The following is a 17,604-nucleotide window of genomic DNA, read 5'->3' on the forward strand; positions in this document are numbered from 1 at the left end:
CGAACGGCTGAAAACAAAGCGGTTTTGGGGCCCCCATCAAAGCGCCGCACCGGATCGAAGTCAAGGCGGCGAGGGTGCGATCGGCACCGGATGGGGCGCAGCGCAACCGGTTCAGTCGGCGTCTAGCTGGATCGACTGAATATAGCGTTCGTGGCGCTTGGTACGATCCTTGACCCGGCCGACCAGCTGGCCGCAGGCGGCGTCGATATCGTCGCCGCGGGTCGAGCGCACCGGCGCGGTGTAGCCCAGTTCATAGAGCCAGCGCTGGAAGCGCATGACCTGATTGCGCGACGGGGTCTCGTAGCCCGAGTGCGGGAACGGGTTGAACGGGATCAGGTTGATCTTGCACGGCAGCTCGTCGAGCAGCTTGGCCAGCTGTTCGGCATGTGCCTGCTGGTCGTTGACGTCCTTGATCAGGGTGTACTCGATGGTGATATGGCGGGCGTCGCCACACTTGTCGAGATAACGCTTGCAGGCGTCGAGCAGCTTGCGGATGTTGTACTTGCGGTTGAGCGGTACCAGCTCGTTGCGCAGCTCGTCATTGGCTGCATGCAGCGAGATCGCCAGGCTCACGTCGAGCTCGTCGCCGAGCTTGTCGATCATCGGCACCACGCCGGAGGTGGAGAGTGTCACCCGGCGCTTGGACAGGCCGTAGGCGTTGTCGTCGAGCATCAGCTTCATCGACGGCACCACGTTGTCGTAGTTGAGCAGCGGCTCGCCCATGCCCATCATCACCACATTGGTGATCGCGCGGCGTCCGTCGGCGGCACTCATGCGTCCGCCGGCACGCTGCTGGGCGACCCACACCTGACCGATGATCTCGGCGCTGGTGAGGTTGCGCTGAAAGCCCTGCTTGCCGGTGGAGCAGAAGCTGCAGTCGAGCGAACAGCCCACCTGGGACGAGACGCACAGGGTGCGGCGCGTACCGTTGTCGGCGGGGATCAGCACGGTCTCGACGTAGCTGCCGTCCTCGACCTCGAGCACCCACTTGCGCGTGCCATCGCTGGAGGTGCCTTCGTAGACCACGCCCGGGCCGCGAATCTCGGCGTGCTCGGCCAGACGCGCGCGCAGCGATTTCGACAGGTTGGTCATCGACTCGAAATCGTCGCAGCCTTCCTGGTGAATCCATTTCATGACCTGGGCGGCGCGAAACTTCTTCTCGCCTAACGAGACGAAGAAGGCTTCCATCTGTTCGCGGGATAGCCCAAGAAGATTGGTACGCGGGGTGTCAGTGGCAGCGCTCATGGCAACGGGACCGGCTCGAGAATGGCGGGGTGTCCGGGGGACGCGGGCGACGACCGGCCGCAGCGGCCGGTCGTCGGGCGAATCAGCCGCGCGGGCAGATGTCGCTCTCTTCGAAGAAGTAGCTGATTTCGCGCGCGGCGGATTCGGTGGCGTCGGAGCCATGTACCGCGTTGGCGTCGATGGAGGTGGCGAAGTCGGCGCGGATGGTGCCCGGCTCGGCTTCCTTCGGGTTGGTCGCACCCATCAGCTCGCGGTTCTTGGCCACGGCGCCTTCACCTTCGAGGACCTGGACCATGACCGGACCGGAGGTCATGAACGCGACCAGGTCGGCGAAGAAACCGCGCTCTTTGTGCTCGGCGTAGAAGCCTTCCGCCTGCGCCTGGGAAAGGTGCAGCATCTTGGCTGCGACGATGCGCAGGCCGGCTTTCTCGAAACGGCTGTAGATGTCGCCGATCGCGTTCTTGGCAACGGCATCGGGCTTGATGATGGACAGCGTGCGCTCGGTAGCCATGAGTTCGGTCTCCTGATCAGTAGAGAAAGATGGAACCGGCCGCGATGGCGGCCGGGTATCCGGTTGGGATAGATGAAACGACGCGCCACCGGAGTGGCGCGTCGTCGAAAACGGTTTCGGCCAGGCGCTTTCTACCTCGATACTCTGGGAGAAGGGGCCGAAAAATCGCGCCATTGTAGCCTAAGCATCCGAGGGACGCACCCCGGCCGCTCCGCGGGATCAGACGCTGACGCTTGCGTTCAAACGCTGAAGCTCTCGCCGCAACCGCACTCGTCGGTGACATTGGGGTTGTTGAAGCGGAAGAAGCGGTTGAGCCCTTCGTTGACGTAGTCGACCTCGGTGCCATCGAGGATCGCCAGCGCCTCGCGGTCGACCAGCACCTTGACCCCGCGCTCCTCGAAAGCGATCTCGTCGTCGCGCGCTTCGTCGGCGATATCGAGCACGTAGCTGTAGCCGGAGCAGCCGCTCGGCTTGACCGCCACCCGCAGTCCCAGGCCGCTGCCGCGCTCGGCGAGCACGTGGCGGATCTGGTTGGCGGCGGCTTCACTGATGCTGATGCTTTGCATGCCTATCTCTCCCTGCTCGTGGCGAGTCATTTGGCTGGCTTCGCCTAGCGTTGATGCATGGCGGCACTGGCCGGTCGGCGCAGGCCGTCTAGCGCGTGGCGGATCTCCGCCACGGCGCTGTCTATGTCGTCGGCGCGGGTGAAGCGGCCGAAGCTGAACCGGATCGATGCCAGCGCCTGGGCGTGGGGCACGCCGATCCCCTTGAGCACATAGGAGGGATCGACGCTGGCCGAGTTGCAGGCCGAGCCGGTGGAGACCGCGAGCCCGCGCAGGGCCATCAGCAGCGACTCGCCGTCGACATCGTCGAAGGCGAGATTGACGATATTGGGCACGCTGTGCGCCGCCGGCGAATGGTTGTGAATACCCGAACAGGGCGCGAGCCCGTCGAGGAAGCGTTCGCGCAGCTCGCGCAGGTGCGCGTCATCCTGCTCGCGCTCGTCCAGGGCCAGCGCAAAGGCCGCGCCCATGCCCACGATCTGATGAGTGGGCAGGGTGCCGGAGCGCATGCCGCGCTCGTGGCCGCCGCCGTGGATCAGTGCCTCCACGCGTAGCGCCGGGTCGCGGCGTACGTAGAGCGCGCCGATCCCCTTGGGGCCGTAGGCCTTGTGCGCCGACAGCGACATCAGGTCGATGCCCATTGCCGTGACGTCCAGCGCCAGGCGCCCGGCGGCCTGAGCCGCATCGGTATGGAAGAAGGCGCCGTGAGCGTGGGCGACCTCGGCCAGGGCGGCGATATCGTTGACGCTACCCAGCTCGTTGTTGACCGCCATCAGCGACACCAGCACGGTGTCGTCGCGCATCGCCTCGCGCAGCGCCTGCGGGGTGATCAGGCCCTCGCGGGTCGGGGTCAGCCAGGTGACCTCGAAGCCCTCGGCCTCCAGCGCCTTGGCTGTATCGATCACCGCCTTGTGCTCGATGATCGAGGTGACCAGATGGCGGCCACGGGCGCGGTTGGCGCGCATCAGCCCGGTCAAGGCCAGGTTGTCCGCCTCGGTGGCGCCCGAGGTCCAGACGATCTCGCGCGGGTCGGCACCGATGAGATCCGCCACCTGACGGCGTGCCTGCTCCACCGCCTGCTCCGCCAGCCAGCCCGGCATATGACTGCGCGAGGCGGGGTTGGCATAGACACCGTCGAGCGTCAGGTGACGCATCATCTGCTCGACCACGCGGGGGTCGGCAGGGGTGGTGGCGGCGTAATCGAGATAGAGGGGAGCGCTCATGGCACGGTAGATCTCTACAGTCGGTCGAGGGGCGTGACGTCTTTTCAAATCAACGCCTGTCTAAAGCAAGGTGCTTCTAAAGCAGGGTGCCTCTAAAACAAGTTGCCTCTAAAACATAGTCGCTCAGTGCGACGAAACCGTGATCGTTGCCGGGTCATCCTGGCGCGACACCGGCGCCTGGCGCTGGCGTTCGGCGATCACTCGCACCTCTTCCCGGCGTACCAGCTCCTGCAGCGTGATGTCGCTGAGGAAGCGCTGGATCTCGTCGGAAAGATCGCACCATAGATGGTGCGTGATGCATTTGCTGCCCTGCTGGCAGTCGGCCTGGCCGTGACAGCGGGTGGCGTCCACCGACTCGTTGACGGCATCGATCACCCCGGCGACCGAGATCGCCTCGGGGGTGCGCCCCAGCCGATAGCCGCCGCCCGGCCCGCGCACGCTGGTCACCAGCTGCGCCCGGCGCAGACGGGCGAACAGCTGCTCGAGATAGGAGAGCGAAATGCCCTGGCGCTTGGAGATATCGGCCAGGCATACCGGTCCCTGATCGGCGTTGAGCGCCAGATCGAGCATGGCGGTGACGGCATAGCGGCCTTTGGTGGTCAGACGCATCGGAGGAGTCGGCGGTCGCTGCAAAGATGCCGGCATTATGGAAAACCCGAGTAGAACGGTCAACCATTCCCCGCGGCGTCGCGCCACCCCGGCACCCCGCGAGGCGAGCCCGTCGGCGCGCTCACTCGCCGTCGCGTGGCGCTGGGGCTGTGTCGCGCAGGCGCTTGTCCATGGTGCCGAGGATGCCGCGCAGGATATTCATCTCCATGCTGTCGAGATGGGCACGCAGAAACAGCCGGCGCAGGCGTGCCATGAGCTGGCGCGGGTTGTCCGGGTCGTGGAACTCCAGCGTGGTCAGGGTACGCTCGAGATGGGCGAAGAAGCGCTCCATGTCGGCGTGGCTGGCCGGCGGGTTGTCCCAGGCCACGCCGAACGGCTGCGCGGCGTCGTCATCCGCGTCCGAGGCCGCTTCGCGGGTGGCGAGCCATGCCTGGCGGCACTCGTAGGCCAGCACCTGCACCGCCGCGGCGAGGTTGAGCGAGCTGAAGTCGGGGTTGGTGGGGATGTGCACGTGGCGATGGCAGCGCTGCAGCTCGGCATTGGTGAGCCCGGTATCCTCGCGGCCGAACACCAGCGCGACCCGGCTCTGGGCCGGGGCCAGCGCCGTGGGCAGGCTCCCCGCCAGCGCGCGGGGGCCGATCAGCGGCCACGGCAGATGGCGTGAACGCGCACTGGCACCCACCACCAGGGTGCAGTCGGCGACCGCCTCTTCGAGCTGGTCGTGGACGCGGGCGGCGTCGACCAGAGAGTTGGCACCGGAGGCCCGCGAGTAGGCCTCGCGATCCTTGGGGTCGCAGCGCGGTGCCACCAGCGCCAGATCGTCGAGCCCCATGTTGCGCATGGCGCGGGTGGCCCCGCCGATATTGCCGGGGTGGCTGGTGCCGATCAAAACGATACGAATACGGTCGAGCATGGAGCTGTCGGGCCTGGAGGTGTCGGACATGGGTCTGTCGAGCCTGGGAGTGTCGAGTCGCGGGATACCGAGCCCAGGGGTGGCGAGCATGAGAGCGTCGGCCATCGGGCGCAAAGCGGGAAAACGCGTAGTCTAGCATGCCCGTGCTCTGTTAGACTCTGCCGCGCTCTTTAACAGCTTTCGATCCCGCTCTCGATACCGTTCTCGATAGATACCAAGGCCAGATCCATGCATCCGATGGTTCAATTCGCGCTGCGTGCTGCACGTAGCGCCGCTGAACAGTTCGTTCGCATCCGCGACCGTCTCGAAGTCAGCCACGATGAGCAGGCCACCTCCGGTCTGCTGCAAGACACCGCGCGTAACGCCGAAACGCTGATCGTGCATCAGCTCACCCGCGGTTACCCCAAACACGGCGTGTCCGGCCGCTTCACCCCTTACCGTGAAGGCAAGGGTGAGGAGCGCGACACCGTATGGCACATCGAGCCCATCCACGGCGAGTCCAACCTCGGTGTGGGGAGTCGCCAGTTCGCGATCTCGATGGTCTGCCTGGTCAAGGGACGTCCCGAGCATGCGGTGATCGTTGCGCCGTTCAGCGACGACGAGTTCCTGGTCAGCCGCGGCCGCGGTGCCCAGGGCAATGGCAAGCGTCTGCGCGTCTCCAAGACGGTCGGCGTCCCCGGTGCGCGTCTTGCGCTCTCCTGGCCCAGCGAAGAGTACCGCTCGCGCTGGCTGCCGCAGTACCTCACCGTGGTCGAGCGTCTCGGCCCGCAGATCGACACGCTCGTCGGCAGCGGTTGTGCGCTGCTCGACCTGCTCGAATTCGCCGCCGGCCGCACCGATGCCGCCTTCGTGCTCGGTCTCGAAGAGCAGGATCACTGGGTCGGCTCGCTGCTGCTCAAGGAGGCCGGTGCGCTCTCCGGCGCCATCGACGGCTCGCCCAGCGTGGAAGTGGGCGGCACCCTGATGGCTGCCGGCCCGCGCCTCTACAAGGCCCTGGCACAACAGCTTAAAGCGAGCGTCTGAGGCGTCGGTCGCCACGCCCGCAGGGCGCCAGGCGCTGCTGATATAAAGACACCCCGCCGGTTTTGCCGGCGGGGTGTCTCTGTTTTCGGCCCCCTGTTTTCAGTCCCCCGTTTTCCACTCGCGTTTCAAGCTCTCGTTTTCAGCTCACGTTTTCAGGGCATGTTTCCGACGCCGGCGTCTGGATGGCTTGTCTACGCTGCGCGGAAGCGGGGCGCCGAGGGCGCCCCGGCTTGCTCAGATGCGCTTGCCCAGATTCACGAACAGCGTGCTGGTGCGCGCATTGTCGGGATCGACACTGGCGCCGAGCTGGGTATCGATGCCCCAGAGCGTGGCCCGTGCGCCGACGTTGACCTCGACATAGTCACGGTCGAAGGTGAGCTTGGGCACGCGATAGTCGCCCAGCTGCGGCAGGCTCTGCAGGGTCGCCGCGACGCCTTCGCTCTTTTCGAACTCGTGGTTGTAGGTGAGCTGCAGGTAGGGGTTGAGCGTCGGCCCGTGGCGGCGGATCTGCCAGCCGACCCGGCCCACCACCGAATCGATGTCCTGGTCGGGGTAGCTCAGCGAGGTCGACGCCTCTCCCTCTTCGTCATAGCCGTCGAGCTTGACCCGCTGCCAGGTCACACCGGCGATCGGCCCGGTGCGCACGTCGCCCTCGGGGATCGCGAAGGCGCGGAACTCGTAGCCGGCGTTGAGCGCCGCAGTCAGGTTGCTGCCGTCCGGCGAGCCGCGGTGGTGGCGGGTCGCGCTGCCGAGCTGCACTTCGCGGTCGATGTCGTAATCGAGCCAGCTGTAGCTGAGCTGGGCATTGACCCAGGCGCTGTCGGCGTACCAGCCGGAGAAGAGCCCGAGGGTAGTGTCCTTGCGCTGGAAGTCGCCGCGGCCGTCGCCGAAGTCGGCATCCTGATCGCCGTAGCCGACGAACCCGCCCAGTACCAGCCCATCCCGATACCAGTCCACCCCGAACAGCCCCGCCGGCATGCTGGCGTCATACAGATCGCCGGAATCGAGCTGCTGATGCTCGGCGCGCAGATCGCCCCACCAGCGCAGGCCGTTGGCCAGCGGCACCGCGTTCAGGTGCTCGGCGACCCGATTGGCCCGGGAGCGTCCGCTGAGAACCGCCGAATGGGTCAGCAACTGCTGCTGCTGCGGGGCTTCGAGCAGCGAGATCACGTACTCGCCGATGATCCGATGGGTGGCGGTGGTGGGGTGGACGTCGTCGGCGAACACATAGTTTTCGTCGGCGCCGGGGGCGACCAGGGTGTTGGGCGTACACAGCGGTAGCGTCTGGGTACAGGCGCGGTCGGTGACATTGGTGAAGCCGTAGGCGGCGGGCTCGGCGACCACTTCCTGCAGCAGGCCGAAGGTATCCACCGGAATCACCTGGGCGCCGCTGGCGGCGACCGCCGCATAGAGCGCGCTGTTGTACTGCTGCGCCAGCGCTGTGGCACCCGCACTGGTGGCGGGATCGCCATTGAAGCGCGGCGTCAGGCCGAAGTCGGGAATGTTGAACAGCAGCACATGGCGCGCGCCGGCACCTTCCAGCGTGGCGAGAAGACCGGCGGTGCCGGTGACCGCGGTGGTGATGGTGCTCTGGGCGTCGGCACCGCCGGCCACCGCGAACAGATCGTTGGCACCACCCCACACGGCATAGAGGGCATCACCATCGGCCACACCGCCGGTGCTGGCGAGGTAGGTCGCGACCTGCTCGCTGAGGGCGGGTGCCGCGCCGAACGGGGTCGACGCCGGGGTGGTCACCCGGGCGCCGCCGGCGGCGTAGTCGTTACCGCCGACATTGCTGGGCTGGGCGTTGCTGGCATAGTGGCCGGCGACCCGTTCGGCCCATACCGGCCCGGGGTTGGTGGTGAAACGGCCGATGAAGGCCTGCTGGCTCGGGGTCAACGAGAGCGCGCTGCCGATGGCACCCCGGAAGTATCCGGTGTCGCTCAGGCTATCGCCGAAGAAAACGGTGTCGTCGAAGGTGTCATGGAAGCTGGAGGCGGCCAGCGCCGGGAGCGGCAGGGCGCTGGCCCCGACGATCATCCCCAGCGCCAGTTGCCGAGAGCGCGGCATTGGCATGGTGTCGATCCCTTGTGAGCTATTGTCGTGGCGCGTGGGAGTGCAGGCCGGCCCTGATAGCGGGGCGACGAGCGGTTCTCAAACGAGCGTTTACGTTATGACACAGCGCCGCCGCCGCGGCTGTAAGAGAAAGGTCGCATGGCGCCTTAAACCGACGCTCACGCCGGGCCGATCAGATGCTTGATCTCCACGTAGCTGGCGAGCCCCCAGGGGCCCAGCTCGCGGCCGATGCCGCTGCGCCCGAAGCCGCCCCAGCCGGCCTGGGGCAGCACCCGCTGCTCGCCGTTGAGCCAGACGCTGCCGGCGCGCAGCGCCCGGGCCACGCCACGCACACGGTCGAGGTCGCCACCGATCACGGTAGCGGCGAGACCGAAGTCACTGGCGTTGGCCAGCGCGATCGCCTCGGCGTCGCTGGCCACGCTGCGCGCGCACAGCACCGGGCCGAAGATCTCCTCCTGCCACAGGCGGCTGGTTACCGGCACGTCGCGATATAGGGTGGGGGCGACGAACTCGCCCTGGGGCGGTAGTTGGCGGTGGCTGGCATCGCGCACCGCGACCAGCCCCTCGCTGGCGGCGAGGGCGAGATAGGCTTCCACTCGCTCGCGCTGCCGGGCGCTGGTCATCGGCCCCATGTCGGTCCCGGCGGCGAGCGGGTCGCCCAGGCACAGGGCATCGATCCGCTGGGCGAGCGCTGCGTAGAGCGCCTCGGCCAGGCTATGGTGCACCAGCAGCCGCGAGGTGGCCGAGCAGATCTGGCCGCTGTTGAAGAAGATCCCTGCCATCACCCAGTCGGCGGCGCTGTCGACATCGGCATCGTCGAGCACCAGGATTGGCGACTTGCCGCCGAGCTCCAGCGAGACCCCGCGGCTGCCGCGGGCGGCGGCGCGCATCACCGTCTCGCCCACCGCGTTGCTGCCGGTAAACGAGAGCTTGTCGATACCGGGGTGGGCGCTCAGCGGAGCGCCGATGCCTTCGCCGTCGCCCAGCAGCAGGTTGAACACGCCGGGCGGCAGATCGATCTGTTCGGCGATCTCGGCCAGGGCCAGCTCCGGCAGCGGCACTACCTCCGAGGGCTTGAACACCACACAGCAGCCGGCGGCGAGGGCTGGGGCGATCTTCCAGGCGCTGGTCACCAGCGGGAAGTTCCACGCTGTGATCAGGCCCACCACGCCGGCGGGCTCTTCATAGATGCGGGCATCGATATCCGCCGCGGGTTCCACCGGGCGCCCCTGGCGCGCTTCCAGGTCTTGCGCCTGGGTGGCGTAGTAGCGATAGCAGGCCACGGCGTCATCGAGGTCGATATGGGTCTCGGCCAGGGCCTTGCCGTTGTTGCGTGCCGTGAGCCGGGTCAGCGTCTCTCGGCGGCTCTCCAGGGCGGTGGCCAGGGCCTCGAGATAGGCCGCGCGGCGCGCTCCGCCGAGGGCATGCCAGGCCGGCTGGGCGTCGCGGGCCGCGTTCACCGCGGCATCGACGTCACTGGCGTCGCCGGCGGTGATCTCGGCGAGCCGTGTCTGGCGATAAGGGTCGATGACCGGCAGGCGCCGTTCGCCCCGCGAGGCGATCCAGCGGTTGTCGATGAACTGATGGTCGAGTCGTTGCATGGTCATCCTCAACGGTCGTGGTCGCGTAGCCAGGCATCGATCAGGGCGTGGCAGCGCTGCCCCGAGAAGCTGGGGAAGTGGCCGCCGTGCACCACCCGCAGGGGCAGTCGGCGCAGGCGCTGCAGGCTGGCGGCGTAGTCGTCGAGATCGCTGTGGTAGGCGTCTTCGATCAGTTCGCCGTCATAGATGATGTCGCCGGCGATCAGGGTCTCGCTCGCCGCTTCCCATAGCGCGATGCCCCCGGGCGAGTGGCCGGGGGTGTGGATCACCTCGAAGCGGCGGTCGCCGAGATCGATCACGTCGCCATCCTCGATGGGCTGGATCGCCGCCGGTGCCGGAATACGATAACCGCTGTGGGCATAGGGCAGCGGGGGCAGGGTGTCGAACATGGCGTCGTCGAGAAAGCGCGCGGCCAGCGTGCGCGCGTTGTCCGGTGCGGCGAGGATATCCGCCTCGGCGGCGTGCACGTGGCAGCAGTCGAACTCGTGGGCGCTGCCGATATGGTCGAAATGGGTATGGCTGGCCACGGCGACGATATCGCGCTCGCTGAGCAGGGCCACCCGCTCGCGCAGCGGCACCGCGCCCAGCCCGAAGTCCACCACCAGATCGCGCTGGCGACCGCGCACGTGCCAGATGTTGCAGCGATAGAACGGCTTGATCCCCGGTTCGTCGATCAGCGTGATGGCGTCGGCAAGGGGCTGCAGCCGATACCAGCGGGCGGCGTCGCCCCGGGGCAGGCTGAATCCGCTCATGGCGTCGACTCCTCGACAGCGTCGGTCTGCGGGCGCGGCCGGGTCAGCAGCATCGCCCCCAGCCAGTAGAGCGTGCCGGTGATCACGAATACCGGCAGCGAGGCGCCGAACGCCAGCGGTGAGACCAGCGACCAGTAGGCGGCGAGGGCGGCACCGATCAGATAGGCGCCGATCGCCACCGCCGCGGTGGGCCGACCCAGCTGGTGCGGCGAGGTGAGCAGTTCGCGCCCGTAGCCGTCGCGCCCGACCAGGTAGTAGTCGACGATGATCACCGAGAAGGCGGGGATGAACAGCGCCCCGATCAGCAGCAGGAAGTTCTGGAACTGATCCAGGATGCCCGGGATCAGCGCGCCGAATACCGTCACCACGCCGATCACCAGCGCCGGCTTCCAGAACGCCATGCCGGGGGAGACGTTCATGCACGACAGCGTGGCGCTGTAGACCGCCATGACGTTGGTGGTCATCACCGAGAAGAAGATCACCAGTGCCGCCGGCAGGCCGAAGCCGAAGCCGGAGAGCAGCCGCGTCGGATCGTAGGTCTGGGGCATGCCGTTGAGCACCGAAAGCCCGGATACCGCCGCGCCCAGCCCCATCGCCAGCAGCGCCGCCAACACGTAGCCGATATAGGTGCCCCACACGGCGATGGCGCTGCTCTTGCAGTTGCGGTTGTAGTCCGCCGAGGAGGAGATCCAGGAGAAGGCGGTGGCGATGACGATATCGAAGGCGATACCGAGGGTGATGCCGTTGCGCGCCTCGACCTGCATGTCCAGCAGCGCGCTGACGTCGTAGTGGCGGTTGAGCTGATACAGCACTACCGCCGCCAGCCCGACCATGGCCACCGCCGCCCAGCGCTCGACCCGCTCGATACCCAGATGGCCGCGCAGCACGATCAGCACTACCACGCTCTCGCACAGGATGGTCATCAGCGCCAGGTTGGAGTAGCCGGTGGTCGCCTGGATCGCGTAGTCGAGACTCATCCCGGCGAGCAGCGCCTGGATCCAGCTCCAGGCGATCAGTACGCCCATGTTGACCAGCGAGATCAGCCGGCTGCCCAGCGGCCCATAGGCGCGGCGGGTCAGCGCCATCGAGGGCAGCCCGGTGCGCTGGCCCATCAGCCCGACCAGCAACAGCGGCACGGCGCCGATCAGCGAGCCCACCAGTACGCTGCCCATGGCGGTGGTGAAGGGGAGATCCGGCACCAGCAGCATGCCGGTGAGAATGGTGGTGACGACGACATTGGCACCCAGCCACAGGGCGACGGTACCAAAGGCGCCGAGACTCTTGTGCTGATGCTCGTCGAGCGTGTCCTGCCCGAGCAGGCGGTCGAAGAAAGCCATGTTGAGATCCTCGGTCGTTGTCTTTGTCGTTTTCTCGTTGGGTCTTGCCTGGACGGCTTGGGTGGCGCGGCCCGGCTTCAGCCGCAGGCCGCTGCCCACGCCGCGGCATCGATCTCGATCAGCCGTGGGGCCGTGCAGGGTGCGGCCAGGGCCTCTGCCAGCGCCGCCGGGTTCGATACGCGCTCGGCGCCGCAGCCGAAGGCCTGCGCCAGTGGCAGGAACGCCGGTGCCGCCGGGTCGACGCCGAGCGGGGCGATGCCGGCGTGGGTCATGGCCTGGCGGATCTCCGCATAGCCGGCGTTGTGCCACAGCAGCAGGGTGAGCGGCAGCGCAAGCTCCACGGCGGTGGCCAGTTCGGCCAGGGTGAACATCACGCCGCCATCGCCGACCAGCGCCACCACCGGGCGCTCGGGGCAGGCCAGCGCCGCGCCGATGGCCGCCGGCAGGCCGTAGCCGAGCGTGCCGTAGCCGGTGGAGGCATTGAACCAGCCGCGCGTTGCCTCGCGCTGGGCCAGATGGTTGCCGGCGTAGACCGGTGCGGTGGAGTCACCGACCAGTACGGCGTCGCGGCGGTGCTGGTCCAGGGCATCGAACAGCGGTACGAAGGGGGCGAAGTCCGGCCGGGTGGCCAGCGCCAGCGCAGCCTTCAGCTTGGCCACGCGAGCGGCCGCATCATGCGCCCCCGGCGCCAGCCGGGGCAGCAGATCGCGCATCGCCGCCCCGGCCTCGGCCACGATGCCCAGCGCCGGTAGATGGTTGCCGCACAGCTGGCGCGGATCGATGTCGATGCGGATCAGCCGTTCGGGGAGCGTGAAGCCACCATCGAAGGTGACGTCGTAGTCGGTTTCGCCCAGCTCGGTGCCGATCGCCAGCACCACGTCCGCCTCCGCCACCAGCGCGCGCACCTCGGGCCAGGTGGCATTGGCACCGAGATCGAGCGGGTGCGCCCGCCCCAGCACGCCGCGGGCATTGATGGTGGTCAGGGTGGGAGCATCCAGGCGCTCGGCCAGGGCGCGCGCCGCCGCCGGGTCGGCGATCGCTCCACCGCCCAGCAGCAGCAGCGGGCGTCGGGCGGCGTCGAGCCATGCCGCTGCCTGGTCGAGCGCCGCCGTCGCCGCCTGGGGTGGATGGCAGCGCCCGGGCCGCGGCAGTTCTGTGTCGAGCGGCGCATCGAGCAGGTCCCGCGGTATCTCGATGTGCACCGGCCCCGGCCGCCCGGTATGCAGCAGCGTCCAGGCCCGCGCCAGCACCCGTGGCAGATTGGCCGGGTCGAGCAGGGTATGGCTGAACAGACTGACCCCGCTCAGGGTCTGCTGCTGCGATGGCAGCTCGTGCAGCCGGCCTTCGCCCATGCCCAGCTCGGCGCGCCGATTGACGCTGGAGATCACCAGCATGGGCACGCTGTCGGCGAGCGCCTGGCCCATCGCCGTGGCGATATTGGTCATCCCCGGGCCGGTGATGATGAAGCAGGCCGCCGGGCGTCCGCTGGCGCGGGCATAGCCATCGGCCATGAAGCCCGCGCCCTGCTCGTGGCGCGGCGTGACGTGGCGCAGCCGGCTGCCCTCGAGCCCACGATAGAGTTCGATGGTGTGGACACCCGGAATGCCGAAGACGGTATCGATGCCGAGCGCTTCCAGCGCCCGCACCAGCCAGTGTGCCACGCTCATGCGCGCTGCTCCGGCTGGGTCTCGGCGGCCACGGGGCGGCTAGTATCCGGACGCAGCAGGCTGACCACGACGAAGCTCGCCAGGCTCGCCACCAGACCGGCGTAGATCGGCGAGTTGGCCAGCAGGCCATCCTTGAGCATGAACGCCACAACCCCCAGCGAGCCGGCCGCCATCGCCGCGATGGCGCCGCTGTTGGAGGCCCGCCGCCAGTAGAGCGCGCCCAGGATCGGCACCAGCATGCCGCCGACCAGCAGGTTGTAGGCGATGGTCAGGGCGCCGATCACGTCATCCACCAGCAGCGCGATGACGATGGTGATCACTCCCATGAGCAGCGTCCACAGGCGGTAGCTCGAGACCCGCTCGCTCTGCGGCCCGCCGCCCAGGGCCGGCAGCAGGTCCCTCGTCATCAGGGTCGAAGCGGCGAGCATGCCGGCGCTGGCGGTGGACATCATCGCGGCCATGGCGGCGGCGATGATCAACCCGCGCAGGCCGTCCGGCAGCGCCAGTTGGGCGACCGCGGCGAAGGCGTTGTTGGGATCGGCGAGATCGGGCAGCAGCACGCTGGCAGCCACCCCTACCAGCGCGCCGATGGCACCGTAGATCAGGCAGTAGACCCCCGCGGCGGTGCCGGCGAAACGGGCCACCCGGGTCGAACGGGCGGTGAACACCCGCTGCCAGATGTCCTGGCCGATCAGGATGCCCAGGAAGTAGATGACGAAGTAGGTGACGATGGTGGACCAGCCGATGCCGGTGAGCGAGAAGTGCCCCGGTGCGGCGCTGGCGACCAGCGTGTCCCAGCCGCCGGCATAGTGCACCGTCAGTGGCAGCATCAGGCCGAGCATGCCCACGGTCATGATCACGAACTGGACGATGTCGGTGAGCGTCAGCGACCACATGCCGCCGAGGGTGGAGTAGATCACCACGATGGTGCCGCCGATCACCACGCCGACCCAGGAGGGTAGCGCGAACAGCACCGTGACCAGGGTGCCGATGGCGATGGTCGAGGTGACCGCGATCATCAGGTCATAGGCGAGCATCACCGCCGAGCTGACGCTCTTGGCCGCCGGCGTGTAGCGGCGCTCGAGCAGCTGGGTGATGGTGTAGAGCTTGAGCTTGGCCAGCGGCTTGGCCAGCACCAGGCTGAGCACGATCAACCCCAGGCCCAGGGCGCCGCACAGCCACAGTCCGGAGAGGCCGTAGACGTAGCCCAGCTTGACCGTGCCCACGGTGGAGGCGCCGCCGAGCACCACCGCGGAGAGCGTGCCCAGATAGAGCCCCGGGCCCAGGCGGCGGCCCGCCACCAGATAGTCGTCGCTGCTGCGGGCGCGTTTCATGCCCCAGCAGCCGAGGAGCAGCATGCCCGCCGCGTAGAGCGCGACGACGATAAGATCCAGCATCATGACGTTTTACCCTGCCGCCGTGCCGGCGGCGATTGTTGTTGTGAATTCAGATGTGAACGGTGATGACCTGCGACTGGTTGGCGTCAGCGGCGCTTCACGCCGGGCAGCACGCAGAGCATCTCGAACAGCAGATTGGCGGCGACCACCGCGGTCTGGCCGTGGGCATCATAGGGTGGCGAGACCTCGACCAGATCGCAGCCGACGATATCCAGGCCGTGACAGCCGCGGATGATCTCCAGCGCCTGGGGAATGGTCAGCCCGCCGATCTCGACGGTGCCGGTGCCCGGGGCATAGGCGGGGTCGAGGCTGTCGATGTCGAAGCTCAGATAGACCGGTCCGCCGCCGACCTTTTCGCGAATCTCTGCCATCAGCGGTGTCAGGCTCTGGTGCCAGCACGCTTCCGCGGGCACCACCTGGAAGCCCTGCTCGCGGCCCCAGTCGAACTCGTCGGCGGCGTAGCCGGTGCCGCGCAGGCCGATCTGGGCCACGCGCTGGGTATCCAGCAGCCCCTCTTCCACGGCGCGGCGGAAGGGGGTGCCGTGGGCGATCTGCTCGCCGAACATCTGATCGTTGACGTCGGCATGGGCATCGACGTGGATCAGCCCCACCGGGCCGTGCTTCTTGGCCATGGCGCGCAGGATCGGCAGGGCGATGGTGTGATCGCCGCCCAGGGTCAGCGGGATGACGTCGTGGCCGAGCAGTTCGTGGTAGAAGCGCTCGATGATGCCGACGCTCTTCTTGAGATCGAAGGTATTGATCGGCACATCGCCGATGTCCGCCACCTGCAGGCTCTCGAAGGGTGCGGCGCGGGTGGCCATGTTGAACGGCCGCAGCATGCGCGACTCGTCGCGGATCTGGCGCGGCCCGAAACGGGTGCCGGGGCGATTGGAGGTGCCGATGTCCAGCGGGATACCGACGAAGCAGGCATCGAGCCCGGCAGCGCTCTGCTGGGTCGGCAGCCGCATCATGGTCGCCGGGCCGCCGAAACGGGGCATCTCGTTACCGCCCAGTGGCTGGTTGAGCGGGGCGCGATCCGTAGGCTGGTGGGACATACCATCTCCTGGGTTGTGATTGTCGAGGGATCGGACATCACCACGCATAAAGCGTGCCAACCGTAACCCATTGATTTTGCGAACCTGCCGACGCGCATTGATGCGTTTTTGTATTGTTGTCTTGTCGCTGTTGATTCATTGACGTATCAATGATGCAAAGTCGAATCGGAGACGCCGATGTCTGAGGCCCAAGCGGACCGCGCCACCCTGGGGGCCATGGTCCATACCGCCCAGGACCATCTGTTCGTGGTCGATGCCGCGGGGCGCATCCTCGATGTCAGCCCCGGCGCCGCGACGGTCTATGGCATGCCGCGGGAGGCGCTGTGCGCGACCACCGTGCAGGCGCTGCAGGCCAGCGGCGTGCTCTCGCCCTCGGTGTCGCTCGAAGTGATCCGTACTGGCCAGCCGGCGCAACTGATGCAGCGCACCGGCACCGGCCGCCAGGTGATCGCGGAGGCGCATCCGGTGTATGTCGGCGGGCGTCTGGTGCGGGTGATCAGCCGCTCGCGTGACCTCACCGATCTGCGTCTGCTGCAGGATGAGTACGCGCTGCTCCAGCAGCGCTTCACCGATCATCTCAAGCGCCACCACGAGGCGCCGGCGGAGACGCCCGCCGAGGCCGGCGAGCTGGTGGTCAAGAGCCGCCTGATGCGCGAGATCACCCAACTGCTCAAGCGCAGCGCGCCGACCGATGCCACGGTGCTGATGCTGGGGGAGTCGGGGGTGGGCAAGACCGCCTTTGCGCGCCAGCTGCACCGCTGGAGCCGGCGCTGCGATGGCGCCTTCGTCGACGTCAACTGTGCGGCGATTCCCGAGTCGCTGTTCGAGTCGGAGATGTTCGGCTACCAGCCCGGCGCTTTCAGCGGCGCGGCGCGACAGGGCAAGGCGGGGCTGCTGGAGCAGGCGCACAACGGCACTCTGTTCCTCGACGAGATCGGTGAGCTGCCGCTGACCATGCAGTCCAAGCTGCTCAAGGTGATTCAGGATGGCTCCCTTACCCGGCTCGGCGACACCCGTTCGCGGCGGGTCGACTTCCGCCTGGTGGTGGCCACCAACCGCGATCTGGCGCGGCAGGTGGAGGAGGGCGCCTTCCGGCTCGATCTCTACTACCGGCTCAACGTGATCCCGGTGACCCTGCCGCCGCTGCGCGAGCGCCGCGAGGAGATCCGTGGGCTGGCGGAGCGCCAGCTGGAACGGCTCAACCGCCGCTACGGCGATGACAAGATGCTCCACCCACGGGCCTGGGCCGAGCTGATGAGCGCCGAGTGGCCGGGCAACGTGCGTGAGCTGGAGAACTGGCTGGAGCGCGCCTGGCTGGCGGCGGAGAGCAGTGTGATCGGCGGCCCGGCGGGGGGGGAGCCGGGCACTGCCGGGGCGCCGCCGTCGCAGCATCCGACGGAACCGGCGAGCGGTGCGCTGCTCGGCGAGGGGGAGGGGCTGAAAGCCGCGCTGGCGGCCCACGAGCAGCGTATTCTGGCCCAGCTCGCCCCGACCCATGGCTCCACCTATGCACTGGCCGAGCGCCTCGGCATCAGCCAGCCCAGCGTGGTGCGCAAGCTGAAGCGCTACGCCATCACCCTGGGGCGTGAGCGGGAAGACAGTTGAGCGCCCATCGCTCTCATCGATAAGGGC

15 protein-coding genes are annotated in these 17,604 nt (G+C 68.0%); 2 read left to right on the top strand and 13 right to left on the bottom strand.

Annotated elements, in window-relative coordinates; translation table 11 throughout:
* Positions 1 to 111 precede the first annotated feature (111 nt).
* The 6 genes from rlmN to DOM66_RS14550 all read right to left on the bottom strand — a co-directional run bounded on the left by rlmN (position 112) and on the right by DOM66_RS14550 (position 5,064).
* Positions 112 to 1,245: a 23S rRNA (adenine(2503)-C(2))-methyltransferase RlmN gene (gene rlmN / locus DOM66_RS14525; RefSeq protein ID WP_110674798.1), complete on the bottom strand. Its 1,134-nt coding sequence runs from the start codon at positions 1,243 to 1,245 to the stop codon at positions 112 to 114.
* Positions 1,246 to 1,327: 82 nt separating this feature from the next.
* Positions 1,328 to 1,756, bottom strand: coding sequence for a nucleoside-diphosphate kinase (gene ndk / locus DOM66_RS14530; RefSeq protein ID WP_110674797.1), 429 nt, complete (start codon positions 1,754 to 1,756; stop codon positions 1,328 to 1,330).
* Positions 1,757 to 1,995: 239 nt separating this feature from the next.
* Positions 1,996 to 2,322, bottom strand: a complete 327-nt coding sequence (locus DOM66_RS14535) for a HesB/IscA family protein (protein WP_035469853.1) — start codon at positions 2,320 to 2,322, stop codon at positions 1,996 to 1,998.
* A 44-nt stretch (positions 2,323 to 2,366) separates the two neighbouring features.
* Positions 2,367 to 3,542 carry an aminotransferase class V-fold PLP-dependent enzyme gene (locus DOM66_RS14540; RefSeq protein ID WP_110690659.1) on the bottom strand — a complete coding sequence of 392 codons (1,176 nt, stop codon included), beginning with the start codon at positions 3,540 to 3,542 and terminating at the stop codon, positions 2,367 to 2,369.
* Between the two features lie 123 nt (positions 3,543 to 3,665).
* Entirely contained in the window at positions 3,666 to 4,151 is a 486-nt protein-coding gene (gene iscR, locus DOM66_RS14545) for a Fe-S cluster assembly transcriptional regulator IscR (RefSeq protein ID WP_110674795.1), read from the bottom strand.
* 121 nt (positions 4,152 to 4,272) lie between these two features.
* On the bottom strand, positions 4,273 to 5,064 hold the full coding sequence (locus DOM66_RS14550; RefSeq protein ID WP_110690725.1) for an RNA methyltransferase: 792 nt from the start codon (positions 5,062 to 5,064) through the stop codon (positions 4,273 to 4,275).
* A gap of 228 nt (positions 5,065 to 5,292) precedes the next feature.
* Here DOM66_RS14550 and DOM66_RS14555 point away from each other — a divergent pair, with 228 nt between their 5' ends.
* Positions 5,293 to 6,087 carry an inositol monophosphatase family protein gene (locus DOM66_RS14555; protein WP_110674794.1) on the top strand — a complete coding sequence of 265 codons (795 nt, stop codon included), beginning with the start codon at positions 5,293 to 5,295 and terminating at the stop codon, positions 6,085 to 6,087.
* Positions 6,088 to 6,321: 234 nt separating this feature from the next.
* Here the strand turns inward: DOM66_RS14555 and DOM66_RS14560 are convergent, their stop codons facing one another.
* From DOM66_RS14560 to speB, 7 genes are all read right to left on the bottom strand, one after another.
* Positions 6,322 to 8,163, bottom strand: coding sequence for an autotransporter domain-containing protein (locus DOM66_RS14560; protein ID WP_223161993.1), 1,842 nt, complete (start codon positions 8,161 to 8,163; stop codon positions 6,322 to 6,324).
* Between the two features lie 158 nt (positions 8,164 to 8,321).
* On the bottom strand, positions 8,322 to 9,764 hold the full coding sequence (locus DOM66_RS14565) for an aldehyde dehydrogenase family protein (protein ID WP_110690728.1): 1,443 nt from the start codon (positions 9,762 to 9,764) through the stop codon (positions 8,322 to 8,324).
* Positions 9,765 to 9,772: 8 nt separating this feature from the next.
* Positions 9,773 to 10,516, bottom strand: coding sequence for an MBL fold metallo-hydrolase (locus DOM66_RS14570; protein ID WP_188115191.1), 744 nt, complete (start codon positions 10,514 to 10,516; stop codon positions 9,773 to 9,775).
* Entirely contained in the window at positions 10,513 to 11,853 is a 1,341-nt protein-coding gene (locus DOM66_RS14575) for a purine-cytosine permease family protein (RefSeq protein WP_110690660.1), read from the bottom strand. Before DOM66_RS14575 ends, DOM66_RS14570 begins: the two co-directional genes overlap by 4 nt.
* A gap of 77 nt (positions 11,854 to 11,930) precedes the next feature.
* Positions 11,931 to 13,520, bottom strand: a complete 1,590-nt coding sequence (locus DOM66_RS14580; RefSeq protein ID WP_110690661.1) for a 5-guanidino-2-oxopentanoate decarboxylase — start codon at positions 13,518 to 13,520, stop codon at positions 11,931 to 11,933.
* Positions 13,517 to 14,920 (bottom strand): sodium:solute symporter, encoded by a 1,404-nt coding sequence (locus DOM66_RS14585; protein ID WP_110690662.1) that lies wholly within the window; start codon positions 14,918 to 14,920, stop codon positions 13,517 to 13,519. The genes DOM66_RS14580 and DOM66_RS14585 overlap by 4 nt, the downstream gene beginning before the upstream one ends.
* A gap of 83 nt (positions 14,921 to 15,003) precedes the next feature.
* A complete protein-coding gene (gene speB, locus DOM66_RS14590; protein WP_110674789.1) occupies positions 15,004 to 15,972 on the bottom strand; it encodes an agmatinase in 969 nt (322 codons plus the stop codon).
* Between the two features lie 177 nt (positions 15,973 to 16,149).
* Here speB and DOM66_RS14595 point away from each other — a divergent pair, with 177 nt between their 5' ends.
* A complete protein-coding gene (locus DOM66_RS14595; protein ID WP_110690663.1) occupies positions 16,150 to 17,577 on the top strand; it encodes a sigma-54 interaction domain-containing protein in 1,428 nt (475 codons plus the stop codon).
* Positions 17,578 to 17,604: the final 27 nt, after the last annotated feature.

The organism is Salinicola endophyticus (genome assembly GCF_003206575.1).
Classification (GTDB): domain Bacteria; phylum Pseudomonadota; class Gammaproteobacteria; order Pseudomonadales; family Halomonadaceae; genus Salinicola; species Salinicola endophyticus.